The organism is unidentified bacterial endosymbiont, from assembly GCF_918797525.1.
GTDB lineage: Bacteria > Pseudomonadota > Gammaproteobacteria > Enterobacterales > Enterobacteriaceae > Enterobacter.
The window spans coordinates 1050165-1069034 of sequence record NZ_OU963893.1; the positions used below are offsets into that span (position 1 = coordinate 1050165).

The 18870-nt window shown below is 54.9% G+C and carries 17 protein-coding genes and 1 pseudogene; 14 read left to right on the forward strand and 4 right to left on the reverse strand.

What is annotated here, in order from left to right:
- Nucleotides 1-158 precede the first annotated feature (158 nt).
- The 8 genes and pseudogenes from NL510_RS05015 to NL510_RS05050 all read left to right on the forward strand — a co-directional run.
- Entirely contained in the window at nucleotides 159-737 is a 579-nt protein-coding gene (locus NL510_RS05015; RefSeq protein WP_253382123.1) for a YecA/YgfB family protein, read from the forward strand.
- Nucleotides 738-768: 31 nt separating this feature from the next.
- A complete protein-coding gene (gene pepP / locus NL510_RS05020) occupies nucleotides 769-2082 on the forward strand; it encodes a Xaa-Pro aminopeptidase (RefSeq protein ID WP_253384753.1) in 1314 nt (437 codons plus the stop codon).
- Nucleotides 2079-3257 carry a 2-octaprenyl-6-methoxyphenyl hydroxylase gene (gene ubiH, locus NL510_RS05025; RefSeq protein WP_253382125.1) on the forward strand — a complete coding sequence of 393 codons (1179 nt, stop codon included), beginning with the start codon at nucleotides 2079-2081 and terminating at the stop codon, nucleotides 3255-3257. Before pepP ends, ubiH begins: the two co-directional genes overlap by 4 nt.
- Before the next feature lie 12 nt (nucleotides 3258-3269).
- Nucleotides 3270-4472, forward strand: coding sequence for an FAD-dependent 2-octaprenylphenol hydroxylase (ubiI, locus tag NL510_RS05030; RefSeq protein ID WP_253382127.1), 1203 nt, complete (start codon nucleotides 3270-3272; stop codon nucleotides 4470-4472).
- 426 nt (nucleotides 4473-4898) lie between these two features.
- Nucleotides 4899-5993 carry a glycine cleavage system aminomethyltransferase GcvT gene (gene gcvT, locus NL510_RS05035; RefSeq protein ID WP_253382129.1) on the forward strand — a complete coding sequence of 365 codons (1095 nt, stop codon included), beginning with the start codon at nucleotides 4899-4901 and terminating at the stop codon, nucleotides 5991-5993.
- A 23-nt stretch (nucleotides 5994-6016) separates the two neighbouring features.
- Nucleotides 6017-6406 (forward strand): glycine cleavage system protein GcvH, encoded by a 390-nt coding sequence (gene gcvH / locus NL510_RS05040; protein ID WP_253382131.1) that lies wholly within the window; start codon nucleotides 6017-6019, stop codon nucleotides 6404-6406.
- Nucleotides 6407-6477: 71 nt separating this feature from the next.
- On the forward strand, nucleotides 6478-9351 hold the full coding sequence (gcvP, locus tag NL510_RS05045; protein WP_253382133.1) for an aminomethyl-transferring glycine dehydrogenase: 2874 nt from the start codon (nucleotides 6478-6480) through the stop codon (nucleotides 9349-9351).
- A gap of 13 nt (nucleotides 9352-9364) precedes the next feature.
- Nucleotides 9365-9547, forward strand: a pseudogene (locus NL510_RS05050) (SDR family oxidoreductase); the annotation flags it as partial.
- Nucleotides 9548-9602: 55 nt separating this feature from the next.
- Here the strand turns inward: NL510_RS05050 and NL510_RS05055 are convergent.
- Both NL510_RS05055 and NL510_RS05060 read right to left on the reverse strand, forming a co-directional pair.
- Entirely contained in the window at nucleotides 9603-11036 is a 1434-nt protein-coding gene (locus tag NL510_RS05055) for a 6-phospho-beta-glucosidase (protein WP_253382135.1), read from the reverse strand.
- A gap of 116 nt (nucleotides 11037-11152) precedes the next feature.
- Entirely contained in the window at nucleotides 11153-11884 is a 732-nt protein-coding gene (locus NL510_RS05060) for a MurR/RpiR family transcriptional regulator (protein ID WP_253384755.1), read from the reverse strand.
- 265 nt (nucleotides 11885-12149) lie between these two features.
- On the opposite strand from NL510_RS05060, the gene trhA reads away from it, so the two are divergent.
- The gene (gene trhA / locus NL510_RS05065) at nucleotides 12150-12809 is read left to right on the forward strand and encodes a PAQR family membrane homeostasis protein TrhA (RefSeq protein ID WP_253382137.1); all 660 of its coding nucleotides are present in this window, start codon (nucleotides 12150-12152) and stop codon (nucleotides 12807-12809) included.
- Nucleotides 12810-12854: 45 nt separating this feature from the next.
- On the opposite strand, the gene ygfZ is transcribed toward trhA, so the two are convergent.
- Nucleotides 12855-13835 carry a tRNA-modifying protein YgfZ gene (gene ygfZ / locus NL510_RS05070; protein ID WP_253382139.1) on the reverse strand — a complete coding sequence of 327 codons (981 nt, stop codon included), beginning with the start codon at nucleotides 13833-13835 and terminating at the stop codon, nucleotides 12855-12857.
- A gap of 294 nt (nucleotides 13836-14129) precedes the next feature.
- Between ygfZ and sdhE the strand changes: the two genes are divergently transcribed.
- Entirely contained in the window at nucleotides 14130-14396 is a 267-nt protein-coding gene (gene sdhE, locus NL510_RS05075; RefSeq protein WP_253382141.1) for an FAD assembly factor SdhE, read from the forward strand.
- Nucleotides 14377-14787, forward strand: a complete 411-nt coding sequence (locus NL510_RS05080) for a protein YgfX (protein ID WP_253382143.1) — start codon at nucleotides 14377-14379, stop codon at nucleotides 14785-14787. Before sdhE ends, NL510_RS05080 begins: the two co-directional genes overlap by 20 nt.
- Before the next feature lie 5 nt (nucleotides 14788-14792).
- Here NL510_RS05080 and fldB read toward each other — a convergent pair whose 3' ends face one another.
- Nucleotides 14793-15314: a flavodoxin FldB gene (gene fldB, locus NL510_RS05085; protein ID WP_253382146.1), complete on the reverse strand. Its 522-nt coding sequence runs from the start codon at nucleotides 15312-15314 to the stop codon at nucleotides 14793-14795.
- 101 nt (nucleotides 15315-15415) lie between these two features.
- Between fldB and xerD the strand changes: the two genes are divergently transcribed.
- From xerD to recJ, 3 genes are read left to right on the forward strand one after another with little or no spacing between them, the layout of a single operon-like run.
- On the forward strand, nucleotides 15416-16312 hold the full coding sequence (gene xerD / locus NL510_RS05090; protein ID WP_253384758.1) for a site-specific tyrosine recombinase XerD: 897 nt from the start codon (nucleotides 15416-15418) through the stop codon (nucleotides 16310-16312).
- Between the two features lie 28 nt (nucleotides 16313-16340).
- On the forward strand, nucleotides 16341-17054 hold the full coding sequence (dsbC, locus tag NL510_RS05095; RefSeq protein WP_253382148.1) for a bifunctional protein-disulfide isomerase/oxidoreductase DsbC: 714 nt from the start codon (nucleotides 16341-16343) through the stop codon (nucleotides 17052-17054).
- A 5-nt stretch (nucleotides 17055-17059) separates the two neighbouring features.
- Nucleotides 17060-18793: a single-stranded-DNA-specific exonuclease RecJ gene (recJ, locus tag NL510_RS05100; RefSeq protein WP_253382150.1), complete on the forward strand. Its 1734-nt coding sequence runs from the start codon at nucleotides 17060-17062 to the stop codon at nucleotides 18791-18793.
- The last annotated feature ends 77 nt before the right edge of the window (nucleotides 18794-18870 follow it).

An 18870-nucleotide genomic window follows, 5' to 3' on the forward strand; every position in this document is an offset into this window, starting at 1 on the left:
CTGCTGATTGACTGCGCGGCCTTCGCTCACTGCCCTGGGGGCTGCGAAGGGGCGACACTATAGCTACCCTGATGTGAAGATACAAGCCCTTTTCTGGTATCACCAGGGTCCAAAGTGGTAGCATATCATGAATATTCCCCCTTTGATGACGAATGCTCATGTCTAAACAGAACGAAATGCCTGGTTACAAAGATTTAAACCAGTTACTGAACCAGCAGGGAGTGGGGTTAACCCCTGCCGAAATGCACGGTCTGATCAGTGGCATGCTGTGCGGTGGAAACAGCGATAGCTCATGGCAGCCGCTGCTTCATGACCTGACAAACGAAGGCCTGGCATTTGGTCACGAGCTGGCGGAAGCGCTGCGTAAAATGCACGCCACAACCAGCGATTCGCTTGAAGACGATGGCTTTCTTTTTCAGCTTTATCTCCCTGAAGGCGAGGACGTCAGCGTCTTCGATCGCGCTGATGCGCTCGCAGGTTGGGTAAACCATTATTTGCTGGGTCTTGGCGTATCTCAGCCGAAGCTTGATAAAGTAACGGGCGAAGCGGGTGAAGCAATTGACGATCTGCGTAACATCGCACAACTTGGCTACGACGAGGACGAAGACCAGGAAGAGCTGGAAATGTCTCTCGAAGAGATTATCGAGTACGTACGCGTGGCGTCTCTGTTGTGCCACGATACCTTTACGCGCTCGCAGCCCACCGCGCCGGAAGTCCGCAAGCCGACCTTACATTAAGAAAAATAACGCACAGGAGGGTGTCATGGTTATCTCGAGTCAAGAGTATTCTCGCCGTCGTCAGGCGCTATTGGCAAAAATGCAGCCGGGAAGCGCCGCGCTGATCTTTGCCGCCCCTGAAGTCACGCGCAGCGCCGACAGTGAATATCCCTATCGCCAGAGCAGTGATTTCTGGTACTTCACCGGGTTTAACGAACCGGAAGCGGTACTGGTGCTGATTAAAAGCAATGACACCCACAACCACAGCGTGATTTTCAATCGTGTTCGCGATCTCACTGCCGAAATCTGGTTTGGCCGCCGCTTAGGACAAGAGGCAGCGCCAGCGACGCTCGGCGTTGACCGCGCGCTGGCGTTCAGTGAAATAAATCAACAATTATATCAGCTACTTAACGGCCTTGGCGTGCTCTATCATGCGCAGGGCGAATATGCGTATGCCGATGAGATTGTCTTCACCGCGCTGGATAAACTGCGTAAAGGTTCGCGCCAGAACTTGTCTGCGCCCGCTACGCTGACGGACTGGCGTCCGGTGGTGCATGAAATGCGCCTGTTCAAGTCTGAAGAAGAGCTTAACGTGCTGCGCCGCGCGGGAGAAATCAGCGCCCTGGCGCATACCCGCGCGATGGAAAAATGTCGCCCGGATATGTTTGAATACCAGCTTGAAGGCGAAATACATCACGAATTTACCCGTCACGGCGCACGCTTTGCGTCTTACAACACCATTGTCGGCGGCGGTGTAAATGGCTGCATTCTGCATTACACCGAAAACGAAAGTGAACTGCGAGAGGGCGAACTTGTCCTGATTGACGCTGGATGCGAATACCTCGGTTATGCGGGTGATATCACCCGAACCTTCCCGGTTAACGGTAAATTTTCGCCCGCTCAGCGCGAGATTTATGACATCGTGCTTGAATCTCTCGAAACTGCGCTAGCCCTGTATCGTCCTGGAACGTCCATTCAGGAAGTGACAGGGGAAGTGGTGCGGATCATGATTTCGGGGCTGGTTAAACTCGGCATCCTGAAAGGGGATGTCGATAGTCTTATAACCGAAAATGCCCATCGCCCGTACTTCATGCACGGCCTGAGCCACTGGCTGGGGCTGGATGTCCACGATGTGGGGGCGTACGGGGTTGAACGTTCGCGCGTACTTGAACCCGGCATGGTGATAACCGTTGAACCCGGGCTGTACATCGCTCCCGATGCCGACGTGCCGGAAGCCTACCGCGGGATTGGCATTCGTATAGAAGATGACATCGTGATAACCGCAACCGGCAATGAAAACCTGACCGCATCCGTCGTGAAAAAAGCCGACGACATTGAGGCGCTGATGGCAGCGGCACGCGCATGAGCGTGATCATCGTGGGCGGCGGTATGACCGGCGCTACCCTGGCACTGGCTATTTCGCATTTGACGAACGGAAAACTCCCGGTGCATCTGGTGGAAGCTGTTGCGCCATGGGCAGCCGACCACCCGGGGTTCGATGCCCGCGCCATCGCGCTGGCGCAGGGGACATGCCACCAGCTCGCGCGCATTGGCATCTGGCAGGCGATTGCCGACTGCGCGACGGCAATAAACACCGTTCACGTCAGCGATCGTGGCCACGCCGGCTTCGTCACCCTGGACGCCCGGGATTATCGTATTGATGCGCTAGGGTGTGTCGTTGAACTGCATGATGTCGGGTTGCGCCTGTTCCGCCTCCTGCAGGCGGCGCCGGGCATAACGTTACATTGCCCGGCGCGCGTCGCCAGCGTCAGCCGCAGTGAAGACGCGGTCAGCGTGACCCTGGAAAACGGAACTATCCTTGAAGGCCAGCTTCTGGTCGCAGCGGATGGTTCACGCTCTGCGCTCGGCACACGGTGCGGGGTGGAATGGCGCTCACAGCCCTATGGTCAGGTGGCCGTAACGGCGAACGTATCCACGGCGGGTGCGCACAACGGCAGGGCGTTTGAGCGCTTCACCCCGCATGGCCCGCTGGCGATGTTGCCGATGTCAGAAGGCCGCTGCTCGCTGGTGTGGTGCCATTCACAGGAGAAAGCCGAGGAGGTACGCTCCTGGTCTGATGAACGTTTTTGTAACGAGCTACAGAAAGCTTTCGGCTGGCGGCTGGGGAAGATTACCCATGCGGGTAAACGTTCGGTCTACCCGCTATCACTGACGACTGCATCCCAGTCTATCTCTCATCGTGTGGTGCTGGTTGGCAATGCCGCGCAGACTTTACACCCGATTGCTGGTCAAGGTTTTAATCTTGGCTTACGCGACGTCATGAGCCTGGCCGAGTCCCTGGCGCTGGCGTGGCGTGAGCAAAAAGAGTGTGGCGCGTATTCAATGCTAAGCCAGTATCAGAAGCGACGCCAGGCCGATAAAGAGGCGACCATTGGGGTAACGGATGGGCTGGTGCATCTGTTTGCCAATCGCTGGGCACCGTTGGTTGCGGGCCGCAACCTCGGGCTAATGGCGATGGAGTTATTCATTCCGGCACGTGATGTGCTGGCGCAGCGGACCCTCGGCTGGGTCGCGCGTTAAGGAGTTATCATCGTGCAAAATGTTGATGTCGCCATTGTTGGCGGCGGAATGGTTGGACTGGCGCTGGCCTGTGGATTACAGAGCAGCGGCCTGCGCGTGGCCGTTCTGGAGCAGAAACAGCCTCAGCCCGTAGCGCATGACGCGCCACCGGAACTGCGGGTTTCGGCGATCAATGCGGCCAGTGAAAAGCTGCTGACGCGTATAGGCGTCTGGTCAGATATCCTGGCGCAACGTGCCAGCTGCTATCACGGGATGGAGGTGTGGGATAAAGACAGCTTTGGTCACATTGCTTTTGATGATGAAAGCATGGGTTACAGCCATCTGGGACACATCGTTGAAAACGCGGTGATTCACTCTGCGCTGTGGCAAAAAGCCCAGTCCTGTAGCGATGTTACGCTGATAGCGCCCGCGCAGGTCCAGCAGGTCGCGTGGGGTGAAAACGAAGCGTTTATTACCCTGCAAAGCGGCGACATGATGACCGCCCGTCTGGTGGTGGGCGCCGATGGTGCGAACTCCTGGCTGCGTAACAAGGCGGATATTGCGCTGACCTTCTGGGATTATCAGCATCACGCGATAGTGGCGACGATCCGTACTGAAGAACCCCACGGCGGCGTTGCGCGGCAGATATTCCACAACGACGGCATTCTGGCGTTCCTGCCGTTAAGCGATCCGCACCTGTGCTCAATTGTCTGGTCTCTGGTGCCTGAAAAAGCGCAACTGATGCAGGACGTTACGCCGGGGGCGTTTAGCCAGGCGCTGTGCCTCGCCTTTGATAACCGCCTGGGGCTGTGCACGCTTGAAAGCGAGCGTCTGGTGTTCCCGTTAACCGGGCGTTACGCACGTCAGTTTGCGGCGCACCGCCTCGCGCTGGTGGGCGATGCGGCACATACCATCCACCCGCTGGCCGGGCAGGGCGTTAATCTCGGTTTTATGGATGCGGCTGAACTGGTTGCTGAGCTGCGTCGTTTGCACCGTGAAGGCAAAGACATTGGCCAACAACTCTATCTACGTCGCTACGAGCGTAGCCGCAAACACAGTGCGGTGATGATGCTGGCGGGTATGCAGGGATTTCGCGAGCTGTTTGCCGGGGATAATCCGGCGAAAAAACTGCTGCGCGATATTGGTCTCAAACTCGCCGATACCCTCCCCGGAGTGAAACCTCAGCTCCTTCGTCAGGCGATGGGTCTTAACGATCTCCCGGACTGGCTGCGCTAATATCGATCTCCATCACATTTTATTTTCCCGGCCTTTGCGCCGGGAAACTGCGCTCGTTTGAAATATTCTAATCCCACCTCTATTTTCGCATTAGATAATCTAATCCTGTCATATTCAGGGTGCAGAAATTACGCCCGTTTTCCCACATGAAATATCATTGCATGCTGATAATGTTGTACTCATGTTAATTTTATGCGGGCTTAATCGCAGTTTGCCAGTGAATAACTCTGTAGGCTCCATAGGGTTTTTTGGTCATAAGCTAATGTGATGACCTGTTTTACCTTATGGTTAATCGCCAGTTTCGATGGTAAGTTCAGGTTAAAGAGAACGTTTGCGTCGACGTCCTAAGGTTACGCCGCCGCCGGGTTTCGTGCCCATTTCTGTGTGCGAAACGCACGTTAGCCCCGCTTATTCAACGAGGAAAAGATGGCTCAACAGACTCCTTTGTATGAACAACACGTGTTATGCGGCGCCCGCATGGTGGACTTCCACGGCTGGATGATGCCGCTGCACTATGGCTCGCAAATCGATGAGCACCACGCGGTGCGCACCGATGCCGGCATGTTCGACGTCTCCCACATGACAATTGTCGATCTGCGCGGTAGCCGCACTCGGGAGTTTTTGCGTTATCTGCTGGCCAATGATGTCGCAAAACTGAAAACGCCGGGTAAAGCGCTCTATACCGGCATGCTAAATGCCTCCGGCGGGGTGATTGATGACCTTATCACCTACTACTTCACCGAAGATTTTTTCCGCCTCGTTGTCAATTCCGCCACCCGTGAAAAAGACCTCTCCTGGATAACCCAACACGCTGAACCCTACGCCATCGACATCACCGTGCGTGATGACCTGGCGCTGATCGCCGTGCAGGGGCCAAACGCGCAGGCAAAAGCAGCCTCGCTTTTCAGCGACGAGCAGCGTAAAGCCACCGAAGGCATGAAGCCATTCTTCGGCGTGCAGGCGGGCGACCTGTTTATCGCGACCACTGGCTATACCGGTGAAGCGGGTTACGAAATTGCCATGTCGAATGAAAAAGCGGCTGATTTCTGGCGTGCCCTGGCGGCGGAGGGCGTCAAGCCAGCCGGCCTGGGCGCGCGCGATACGCTGCGTCTGGAAGCGGGCATGAACCTTTACGGTCAGGAGATGGACGAAGGCGTTTCTCCGTTGGCCGCGAATATGGGCTGGACCATCGCATGGGAACCTGCAGACCGCGAGTTTATTGGCCGTGAAGCGCTGGAAATGCAGCGTGAAAAAGGCACTGAACAGCTGGTTGGCCTGGTGATGAAAGAAAAAGGCGTCCTGCGCGGCGAGCTGCCGGTGCGTTTTACCGATGCGCACGGCAACCCTCGCGAAGGCGTGATCACCAGCGGAACCTTCTCTCCGACGCTGGGCTACAGTATTGCCCTGGCGCGTGTTCCGACGGGCATTGGCGAAAAGGCGGTGGTGCAGATCCGCAACCGAGAAATGCCGGTCAACGTGACTAAACCGATTTTTGTTCGCGCCGGTAAGCCGGTCGCTTAATCATTTTTATCAGGAGAACTTCAATGAGCAATGTGCCAGCAGAACTGAAATACAGCAAAGAACACGAGTGGCTGCGCAAAGAGATGGACGGCACTTACACCGTCGGGATCACCGAGCATGCGCAAGAGCTGCTGGGCGACATGGTGTTTGTTGACCTGCCCGACGTGGGCACGACCGTTAGCGCGGGTGATGACTGCGCCGTGGCTGAGTCCGTCAAAGCGGCTTCAGACATCTATGCACCCGTCAGCGGTGAAATTGTTGCCGTAAACGATGCGCTGAGCGATTCGCCGGAACTGGTGAACAGTGAGCCGTATGAAGGCGGCTGGATCTTTAAGATCAAAGCCAGCGACGAAGCACAGGTTGCCGCGCTGCTGGATGCGACCGCATACGCAGCGCTGTTAGAAGACGAGTAAACCTTCTCCCTCTCACCAAAGGTGAGAGGGAGAAAAAACACATTCACTGCACGTTTCAGGAACCATCGCTCATGACACAGACTTTAAGCCAGCTTGAAAACCGTGGCGCCTTCATTGAACGTCATATTGGGCCGGACGCTCAGCAACAGCTGGAGATGCTGAAGACAGTTGGCGCGGATTCATTAAACGCACTGACAGGCCAGATCGTGCCACACGATATCCAGCTTGCCACACCGCCTCAGGTAGCTAAAGCCACCACGGAATTCGCGGCCCTGGCGGAGCTGAAGGCGATCGCCGGTCTCAACAAGCGCTATAAGTCTTACATTGGCATGGGTTACACCCACGTGCAGTTACCGCCGGTTATTTTGCGCAATATGCTGGAAAATCCGGGCTGGTACACCGCTTACACCCCGTATCAGCCGGAAGTGTCTCAGGGCCGTCTGGAAGCGCTGCTGAACTTTCAGCAGGTGACGCTGGATCTGACCGGTCTGGACATCGCTTCCGCTTCCCTGCTGGACGAAGCTACCGCGGCAGCCGAAGCGATGGCGATGGCTAAGCGCGTGAGTAAGCTGAAAAATGCGAACCGTTTCTTCGTGGCGGCGGACGTCCATCCCCAAACACTGGACGTGGTGCGCACCCGCGCGGCAACCTTTGGTTTTGAGGTGCTGGTGGACGATGCGGCCAACGTGCTGGATCACCAGGACGTCTTTGGCGTGTTGCTACAGCAGGTGGGCACAACCGGTGAAGTACACGATTACCGTGCGCTGATGGCCGAACTGAAATCCCGTAAGGTGATCGTTAGCGTAGCGGCTGATTTTATGGCGCTGGTGCTACTAACCGCACCAGGCAAACAGGGCGCGGATATCGTATTCGGCTCTGCGCAACGCTTCGGCGTACCGATGGGCTACGGTGGCCCACACGCAGCTTTCTTTGCTGCGAAAGATGAATTCAAACGCTCCATGCCTGGGCGTATTATCGGAGTATCAAAAGATGCTGCCGGTAACACCGCGCTGCGTATGGCAATGCAGACCCGCGAGCAGCATATCCGCCGCGAGAAAGCGAACTCCAATATTTGTACTTCGCAGGTACTGCTGGCGAACATCGCCAGCCTGTATGCCGTATTCCATGGCCCGGCTGGACTGAAACGCATTGCCAGCCGCATTCACCGTCTGGCCGATATTCTGGCCTGTGGCCTGCAGCAAAAAGGCCTCAAGCTGCGCCATGAATACTATTTCGACACTCTGTGCGTTGAGGTGGCCGACAAAGCAGCCGTGCTGGCCCGCGCTGATGCGGCACACATAAATCTGCGAAGCGATATCCACAACGCAGTGGGTATTACGCTTGACGAAAGTACCACCCGTGAAGATGTTCTGAATCTGTTTAAGGTTCTGCTGGGCGACGCGCACGGTCTGGACATCGACGCGCTCGATAAAGAGGTGGCGTTCGACAGCCTTTCTCTGCAGGCCAGCATGCTGCGTGACGACGCGATCCTCACGCATCCGGTATTCAACCGCTATCACAGCGAAACCGAGATGATGCGTTATATGCACTCTCTGGAGCGCAAAGATCTGGCGCTGAACCAGGCGATGATCCCGCTGGGCTCCTGCACCATGAAGCTGAACGCGGCGGCAGAGATGATCCCCATCACCTGGCCTGAGTTCTCCGAACTGCACCCGTTCTGTCCGGCTGAACAGGCGGAAGGTTACCACCTGATGATCAACCAGCTCTCCGACTGGCTGGTGAAGCTGACCGGTTATGACGCGCTCTGCATGCAGCCGAACTCCGGCGCGCAGGGAGAATACGCGGGTCTGCTGGCTATCCGCCATTATCACGAAAGCCGTAACGAAGGCCACCGTGATATTTGCCTGATCCCAAGCTCCGCGCACGGCACCAACCCGGCGTCTGCCCAGATGGCCGGTATGGAAGTGGTGGTGGTTGCCTGCGATAAAAATGGCAATATCGATTTGATCGATCTGCGTGCCAAAGCCGAAAAGGCGGGGAATAAACTCTCCTGCATCATGGTGACCTACCCGTCGACTCATGGCGTTTACGAAGAGACAATCCGCGAAGTGTGTGAAATGGTGCATCAGTTCGGCGGCCAGGTTTATCTCGACGGCGCGAACATGAACGCGCAGGTCGGTATCACCTCGCCGGGCTTTATCGGCGCCGACGTCTCGCACCTGAACCTGCACAAAACCTTCTGTATTCCGCACGGCGGCGGCGGCCCGGGTATGGGGCCTATCGGGGTGAAAGCGCACCTGGCGCCGTTTGTGCCGGGCCACAGCGTGGTGCAGATTGAAGGTATGCTGACCCGTCAGGGGGCGGTTTCTGCGGCACCGTTCGGTAGCGCCTCGATCCTGCCCATCAGCTGGATGTATATTCGCATGATGGGTGCAGAGGGCCTGAAGCAGGCAAGCCAGGTGGCGATCCTGAACGCTAACTATATTGCGACTCGTCTGAAATCGGCCTTCCCGGTGCTCTATACCGGCCGCGATGGTCGCGTGGCGCACGAATGTATTCTGGATATTCGCCCGCTGAAAGAGCAGAGCGGCATTAGTGAACTGGATATCGCTAAGCGTCTGATCGACTACGGTTTTCATGCGCCAACTATGTCGTTCCCGGTCGCGGGTACCTTGATGGTGGAGCCAACGGAGTCCGAAAGCAAAGCCGAGCTTGACCGCTTTATCGATGCAATGCTGGCTATCCGCATGGAGATCGACCGCGTGCAGGATGGAGAGTGGACGCTTACAGACAACCCACTGGTTAATGCGCCGCACACCCAGAATGAGCTGGTAGCAGAGTGGAACCACGGTTACAGCCGCGAGCTGGCGGTCTTCCCGGCCGGCGTGGCAAACAAATACTGGCCAACCGTGAAGCGTCTTGATGATGTGTACGGCGACCGCAATCTGTTCTGCTCCTGCATACCGATGAGCGAATACCAGTAATCGTGTTGGTTTCGTAACGTACGCTGCCACCCGGCTTTTTGAGCCGGGTGAGTATGTGGATTAGGCGTCCAAACGCGCAGTGGATTCGCTGACGACCGGGTTAGCGCTGGAGGTGGCGCAAGCGATTGTCTGGCTGCTAAGCGAGAAGGCGTCGTACGTGACGGGGAGTGTTATTGAGTTAGCAGGCGGGAAATGAATTAGCCTTACAGCTCACCCTGGCCCTCTCCGCATAGGGGAGAGGGCGGGAAAAATTAAAGCGTCTCGCCGTTGCTGGCAATCACGCCTTTATACCATTCGAAGCTTTTCTTTCGGGAACGTGACATATCGCCCGTACCGTCATCGTGCTTGTTCACATAGATAAAGCCGTAACGTTTGCTGTACTGACCGGTGGTGAAAGAGACACAGTCGATACAACCCCACGGGGTATAGCCCATCAAATCCACTCCGTCGTAGGTAACGGCTTTAATCAGCTCTTCAACGTGCGCGCGAAGATAGTCAATACGGTAGTCGTCGTTGATGCTGCCGTCCTCTTCCACTTTATCGTAGGCGCCAAAACCGTTTTCCACGATGAACAGCGGCTTCTGGTAACGTTCGTACAGTTCGCACAGCGCATAACGCAAGCCCACCGGATCAATTTGCCAGCCCCAGTCGGATGCTTTCACGTGTGGGTTTGGCACACTGCCTTCGAAACCGGAGATAGCATCGCCGGTACCTCCTTCCGCTTTAACGGCGTTCGTCATGTAGTAGCTGAAGCCTAAGTAGTCGCAGATGCCCTCACGCAGGATCTGCTCATCGCCCGCTTCCATTTTGATGGCGAAGCCCCGACGCCCCCACTCGTTCAGCACGTAGGAAGGGTAGTAACCGCGTAGCTGGACGTCGGTAAAGACATAGCGTTCACGCATGGATTCCTGGGCAAACATCACGTCTTCGGGTTTACAGGAGAACGGATAGAGCGCCACCATCGCCAGCATGCAGCCGACTTTCATTTCGGGGTTAATGCGGCGCGCCGCTTTTACCGCCAGGGCGCTGGCCACGAACTGATGGTGCAGCACCTGATACATGGTCTCTTCCGGGTTATCATGTTCGGTATAGACCACGCCGGAGCAGCAGTAACCGAAAAGTGGCGCACGCCAGTTACGCTGGTTATTGATTTCATTGAAGGTCATCCAGTATTTGACCTTACTCTTGTAACGCTCGAAGACCACTTCTGCGAAGCGTACAAAGAAATCGACCACGTTACGGTTGGTCCAGCCACCGTATTCCTGTACGAGATGCAGCGGCATTTCAAAATGGGAAAGGGTGATCACCGGCTCAATATTGTACTTAAGCAGCTCATCAAACATGTCGTCGTAAAACTTCAGCCCCTCTTCATTAGGCTGCGTTTCGTCACCCTTCGGGAAGATGCGAGTCCAGGCGATAGAGGTACGGAAACACTTGAACCCCATCTCGGCAAACAGTTTGATGTCTTCTTTGTAGTGACCATGGAAGTCGATAGCGTCATGGTTAGGGTAGTATTTACCTGCCACCACTTCCTGAGTGATTTCGCGCGGCACGCCGTGAGCGCCACCGGTCAACACGTCACAGATACTCGGCCCTTTACCGCCTTTGTCCCAGCCGCCTTCAACCTGGTGAGCCGCAACCGCGCCACCCCATAAAAAATCTTTTGGTAAGGTCAATTTTTTCATCGCTGCTACTCTCAATATATGACGTATTGCTATCGAGTCTAGCAAAGCGAAATTAAATGTCACGATATAACAAAGGGAGTGAAATGTGATTTGTCACATCAAAAAAACAGGGTGTTTTATTCTGTCAATTTCTTCGCCAGCTTTCGTCCAAGCGACTCAAGAATATAGATGACAGGAATTTGGGTCGTAATATCGTAAACACCGGCAATACGCGTTTGTGGGACATGCCAGGAGAGATTAAAGTCTGCCAGTTTTGCCAGACGAGAGTGTTCGTGGCTGGTAATAGAGAGCACTTTGCAGTGGCGCAGGCTGAACTGACTGGCAAAACGCAGAATTTCCTCGGTTTCACCGGATACGGAGAGCACGATTGCCAGCGCATTTTTAGCCATATCATTAGTGACCGGAAAATAAGGATCGTCAATATGATTGCTGAACTTGCCAATATTTGAGAAGAAGCGAGCACCATATTTCGCAAGCGAGCCGGAGGTCCCTGCTCCAACAAATATAATACGTTCAGACGATAAAATAATATCGACGGCATCATCCAGTAACGCATCAAATTCTTCATTGTTAACGCTTTTGAAGAAGCTAATAATTTCGCTGGCAGCAAAATTCGCCTGCTGAGGTTCGTTCTGTTCTAAATAGAGCTTAAAACGCACGCGGAATTCAGAGTAGCCTTGGCAGTTGAGCTTGCGGCAAAAGCGCAGGATAGTGGTGGTGGAGACCCCGGCCGCATCCGCCAGCTCGCGGATTGTCATGTACATCACCTTATCGCGGTTCTTAATGACATAGTTGTAAACCATCATCTCCAGGTTATTAAGGTTGGCAATGGCGGAATGGGTGAACATGCTCACGGTGGCTAAACTCTCTCTCGAACGTCATGATTGAATCATACCATGTGGACTAACGGGGGAGACGGATTTATGCCCTTGATGTAATAAGTATTCAATGAATAACGCACGCCTGTGCGGTGAATTTTTAAAATAGAGTTGTGATTTTTATAGATAAATTTGTGAATGGCATTTATTTTAGCTGACAGGTGTTCACTGGAATCATTCTCAGTTAGCATAGACGTACGATGATTATACATCTTACGTTTTCCCGGAGTTACTTATGGTGAGAAAGCCATTAATGGCACAGGGATATTCACTGGCTGAGGAAGTAGCCAACAGCATTAGCCACGGCATTGGCCTGGTTTTTGGGATTGTCGGTTTAGTACTGTTGTTGGTGCAGGCGGTAGATTCCAACGCCAGCGCGATGGCCATTACCAGCTATAGCCTGTATGGCGGGAGTATGATCCTGCTGTTCCTGGCATCGACGCTTTATCATGCTATTCCACATCAGCGGGCTAAGATCTGGCTCAAAAAATTCGACCACTGCGCTATCTATCTTCTAATCGCAGGCACCTACACACCTTTTTTACTGGTGGGGCTAAATTCGCCGCTGTCGCGTGGCCTGATGATTATTATCTGGGGCCTGGCGCTGGTGGGGATCCTGTTCAAGCTGACAATTGCACACCAGTTCAAGGTATTATCGCTGGTAACCTATCTGACGATGGGCTGGCTGTCGCTGATTGTGGTTTATCAACTGGCGATAAAGCTGGCGGTGGGGGGCGTGACGCTTCTGGCGGTAGGGGGCGTGGTCTATTCGCTGGGCGTGATTTTTTACGTCTGTAAGCGTATTCCATACAACCATGCGATATGGCACGGCTTCGTGTTGGGCGGTAGCGTCTGCCACTTTTTGGCGATTTATCTGTACGTGGCACAGGTGTAGTTTTTAGGCCCGGTGAGCACAGCGCCACCGGGCGATACAGCATTATTACTCCTCCAGCGAATACGGCAGCGGCTCGATGCTCAGGGTATTCACATCATCACGCACGCGGAACACGCTGTCGGCTTCCATGTCATTATTCATGACGACCTGAACCAGCATGCGACCATCATCAAGCTGCACGGCGGCTAACACGGTACCGGTACGACGCCAGTTCTCGCCCATTTTTAGCTCTAAATCTTCACCCGCTTGTGGAACGCGGCTGGCATGGCCTGCAAGCGTCCACAGGGCGCGTTTGTTCGCTCCACGGAATTTTGCGCGCGCAACCATCTCCTGGCCGGTGTAGCAGCCTTTCTTAAAACTAATGCCACCCAACGCCTGGATGTTAGTGGCTTGCGGAATAAACTGCGCGCTGTTTGCGGCGTCAATCACCGGCAGACCCGCTTCAATATTCAGTGCGAGCCACTGTTGGCTGTTATTAAACTGCGCTTCACCGCGTAGGGTTTCGGTCACGCGCTCGGCGGTGGCGACATCGGTCACCAGCAGGAAACGCTCCGCCGGGTGCTCAAACCACAGGATGGACGTAGCACCTTCGCTAACCAGCGGTTTATCTGCGTCCGGCAGTGCGCCGAAAAGCTTTTTTAGCGCCGCACGAGCCTGAAAACCGGCTACGCCCAGCAGAACATGTTCATCGTCCGCGGCGATGGTCACTTTGGAAAAGACCGCATACTTTTTCAGTTCGGTCAGTTGAGCATCACGCAGGCTACGGCGCTCAATAAAGGCGAATCCGTCCTGACGGCGGAACAGACGCAGGTTGCTCCACATCTTGCCTTTAGGATCGCAGTGCGCGGCGAGAAGATGCTGATGCTCAGTCATCTGGCTGACGTCGGCGGTGACCTGGCCCTGCAGATATTTTTCGGCGTCGGCGCCACTGAGCGTCGCCAGCGCCCAGTCGTCAAGAGTAATAAGCGTCAGCGGCAGTCGCGCAGAGGCGGCGGGCTGGCGAGGAGAAAATGGAGTAAAGGCCATAGTAGTATCCTGGATTGCTTAACGCTTTAATAATGCCTAATGGTAAAAGAGACTCCAGCCATTGCAAGCGCTTTCAGCAGGCCATTTGTGCCCTTGCCCGGTCGTGTGTAGCGCCACGCAAAAAAATGCAATCCTCTGTCTTTGTGGGGTTTATTCTGGATACCTGCTTCAGGTTTGCAATATTCCAGTAAAGAAACGATCGAAAACACGTTACACTACCTAGTGTCCCCGCAGAGAAATATAGAACACTGAACGGGGTGCCGACTGTGCCAAACGTAATGCAGGAAACAGAACATGGATATTAACAACAAGGCCCGTCTTCACTGGGCATGCCGCCGCGGTATGCGTGAGCTTGATATTTCCATCATGCCTTTTTTCGAGCATGAGTATGACAGCTTAAGCGATGATGATAAGCGTCTGTTTGTTCGCCTGCTTGAGTCAGACGATCCTGATTTATTTAACTGGCTGATGAATCACGGCAAACCCGCCGACACCGAGTTGCAACGGATGGTGCAATTAATTCAAACACGGAATCGGGAACGTGGTCCTGTGGCAATCTGATCTTCGCGTCTCGTGGCGCTCGCAGTGGATGTCATTAATGCTCCACGGCGTGGTTGCGGCCTTAGTTTTACTGATGCCGTGGCCGCTTAGCTACACCCCTGTATGGTTGCTTATGCTATCGTTTGTGGTTTTTGACAGCGTGCGTAGCCAGCGTCGAATCAACGCTCGTCAGGGTGAAATCAAATTACTGGTGGATTCTCGTCTGCGCTGGCAGGGCAAGGAGTGGGAGATCGTTGGAATGCCCTGGATGCTCCGCTCAGGCATGATGCTACGGTTACGTAACGCGGGCGGTGGGCGTCGCCAGCATCTTTGGCTGGCCTCAGACAGCATGGATATCGCCGAGTGGCGAGATCTGCGTCGCACCTTTTTGCAGCAGCCGACGCAGGAATGAGGGCGTCAGCTAAATTTCTCTGCCATTTCACCCAGAATTTGTTCGCACCAGTTTTGCAGACGTTCATCGCTGAGATCGTACTGGTTGGTTTCATCCAGCGCGAGCCCGACGAACAGCTGACCATCGGCGATAATCGGCTTTTTGCTGGTGAATTCGTAGCCTTCAGTGGGCCAATAACCAATAAACGTAACGCCTTTTGGTGCCAGCTTGTTGTGTAACATGCCGAGCGCATCCAGGAACCATTCACCGTAACCCAACTGATCGCCCATGCCGTACATGGCGATAATTTTACCGTCGAGGTTAAGCGTATCAAGTTGATCCCAGAGGGCTTCCCAGTCTTCCTGAATCTCGCCAAAATCCCAGGTCGGGATGCCGAGGATCAGCATGTCATACTGCTCCATCAAGGTAATGGCGTCATCTTTCAGGTTATGCAACGTCACCAGTTCCGGGCCGATGATGTCGCGAATTTTTTCTGCCGCCATTTCGGTGTAGCAGGTGCTGGAACCGTAGAACAGACCAATATTCATCGCGTAACAATCTCAATTCTTGCTATGAGTTTATGCGTAGTGTACCAGAAAGTGGTTGCATTCAGGCATAATGGACGGATTGCAGAATGAAAGGGGCTGATGTGGAAAAGGATCTCGCACTCATCGAACAGTTTCTCGATGCGCTATGGCTCGAGAAAAACCTGGCTGAGAATACGCTCAGTGCCTATCGACGCGATCTTACCCTGCTGGTGGAGTGGCTTGCGCACCGGGGACTGTCGCTTGAGAAGGCGCAACGCGACGACCTGCAGGCACTGCTGGGCGAACGTATGGATGGGGGCTACAAAGCCACCAGTTCCGCGCGTTTGCTCAGCGCAATGCGTCGGTTGTTTCAGCACCTTTTCCGTGAGAAATTCCGTGCCGACGATCCCAGCGCGCTGCTGGCGTCGCCTAAACTTCCCCAGAGGCTGCCAAAAGATCTTAGCGAAGCTCAGGTTGAGAGATTATTACAATCGCCCGCCGTTGACCTGCCGCTAGAGTTACGCGATAAAGCCATGTTAGAGCTACTGTATGCTACCGGTTTACGCGTTTCCGAACTGGTCGGCCTGACGATGAGCGACATCAGCCTGCGTCAGGGCGTGGTTCGCGTGATGGGTAAAGGAGACAAAGAACGTCTGGTTCCGCTGGGTGAAGAGGCGGTCTACTGGCTGGAGACGTATCTGGAGCACGGTCGCCCGTGGCTACTGAATGGCGTTTCGATTGATGTCTTGTTTCCCAGCCAGCGCGCGCAGCAGATGACGCGACAAACGTTCTGGCATCGCATTAAGCATTACGCCACACTGGCGGGTATTGACAGTGAAAAGCTGTCGCCGCACGTTTTGCGTCATGCCTTCGCGACGCATCTGTTAAACCATGGCGCTGATTTACGTGTGGTGCAGATGCTACTTGGACACAGCGATCTTTCAACGACGCAAATTTATACCCATGTCGCGACGGAACGCCTGCGGCAGCTACACCAACAGCACCACCCTCGAGCGTGAGTGCCGACGAATCGTTACAGGAACAAATATGAAAAAGACTTTTGCGCTGTTCACCATACTGGCAGCCTCATTTACCGGTTTTGCCCATGCGGATGATGCCGCAATCAAACAGTCTCTGACCAAACTTGGCGTTACCAGCAGCGATATTCAGCCTGCACCGATCGCGGGTTTGAAAACCGTGCTGACCAACAGCGGCGTGCTGTATGTTACCGAGGACGGAAAACACATTATTCAGGGGCCGATGTACGACGTGAGCGGCGCACAGCCGTTAAACGTGACCAATCAGCTGCTGATGAAAAACCTGAACGCGCTGGAAAAAGAGATGATTGTCTATAAAGCGGCGCAGGAAAAACATGTGATTACCGTCTTTACCGACATCACCTGTGGCTACTGCCACAAGCTGCATGAAGAGATGAAAGACTACAACGCGCTGGGGATTACCGTGCGCTATCTGGCCTTCCCGCGTGCGGGTGTGCAGAGCCAGCCTGAGCAGAATATGAAGGCCATCTGGTGTGCTAAAGATCGCAACAAGGCCTTTGATGACGCCATGAACGGTAAAGCCGTGCAGCCGGCTTCCTGTGATATTGATATCGCTAACCATTATGCGCTTGGCGTACAGTTTGGCGTGACCGGTACGCCCGCTATTGTGCTGAGCAACGGCTATGTTGTACCGGGCTATCAGGGACCGAAAGAGATGAAAGCGTTCCTCGACGCGCACCAGAAACAGTTTGGTGGTAAATAATTCGCGTGAAAGCCCCGATAAAACTGCGCCGCCGCGAAGCGGTTGAAACCGCTGATTTACCTGCCGAGCTTTCTCCGCTTTTAAAGCGGCTCTATGCCAGCCGTGGCGTGCGTTCGGCGGACGATCTTGAGCGCAGCGTTAAAGGACTGCTGCCCTGGCAGCAGCTGAACGGTGTCGAAACCGCAGCGGAAATACTCTACAACGCATTTCGCGACAGCACGCGCATTGTGGTAGTGGGGGATTTCGATGCCGACGGTGCGACCAGCACCGCACTGAGCGTGCTTAGCCTGCGTGCGATGGGCTGCGAGAATGTCACTTATCTGGTGCCTAACCGTTTCGAAGACGGTTACGGGCTCAGTCCGGAAGTGGTCGATCAAGCCCATGCGCGCGGTGCGCAATTGATCCTGACCGTCGATAACGGGATCTCTTCTCATTCTGGGGTTGATCATGCTCATGCCCTGGGCATCCCCGTACTGGTTACCGATCACCACCTGCCGGGTGAAACGCTGCCCGCCGCCGAAGCGATCGTCAACCCCAACCTGCGCGATTGTACTTTTCCGTCGAAATCCCTGGCGGGCGTCGGTGTGGCATTTTATTTGATGCTGGCGCTACGCACGCTACTGCGTGACAAGGGCTGGTTTGAATCACGCGGTAAAGCCGTGCCAAATCTGGCCGAGTATCTCGACCTTGTGGCGCTTGGCACCGTGGCGGATGTTGTGCCGCTGGATGCTAACAACCGTATTCTCACCTGGCAGGGTTTAAGCCGTATTCGGGCGGGCAAGTGCCGTCCGGGCATTAAAGCACTGCTGGAAATATCCAACCGCGATCCGCTCAAGCTGGCGGCAAGCGATTTGGGGTTTGCCCTGGGGCCGCGTCTGAATGCAGCCGGCAGGCTGGATGATATGTCCGTTGGCGTGGCGCTACTGCTGTGCGACAACACGGGTGAAGCGCGGGTGCTGGCAAATGAACTGGATGCCCTGAACCAGACCCGTAAAGAGATCGAACAAGGAATGCAGGCCGAAGCGCTGACCCTGTGTGAAAAGCTGGAACGCAACGGTGATACGCTGCCTGGCGGTCTGGCGATGTACCACCCCGAGTGGCATCAGGGCGTGGTTGGCATTCTGGCGTCGCGTATTAAGGAGCGTTTCCACCGTCCGGTGATTGCCTTTGCACCCGCAGGCGACGGTACGCTAAAAGGCTCCGGGCGATCGATACAAGGGCTCCACATGCGCGATGCGCTGGAGCGTCTGGATACGCTTCACCCCGGGCTGATGATCAAATTTGGCGGTCACGCGATGGCGGCAGGGTTATCACTGGAAGAGGCAAAGTTCGCCGAGTTCCAGCGCCTGTTCGGTGAGCTGGTGACCGACTGGATCGATCCGGCCCTGCTGCAGGGCGAAGTGGTTTCCGACGGCGCGCTTACAGCGGCAGAGATGTCGATGGAGGTAGCCCAGATTCTGCGTGATGCAGGCCCCTGGGGACAGATGTTCCCCGAGCCATTATTCGATGGCCGCTTCCGCTTGCTGCAGCAGCGCATCGTGGGTGAACGTCATCTCAAAGTGATGGTCGAGCCTGTCGGTGGCGGCCCGCTACTGGACGGTATCGCCTTTAACGTTGACACCTCTGTCTGGCCAGACCACGGCGTGCACGAAGTTGAGCTGGCGTATAAGCTCGATATTAACGAGTTTCGCGGCAACCGCTCTCTTCAGATCATCATCGACAATATCTGGCCAATTTAGCGTCAGTAAAGCTACAAAAAAGGGTGTGGATTGGGTACAATCCCGCTCTTATCACCGCATTTTGACAAGCTCATAAA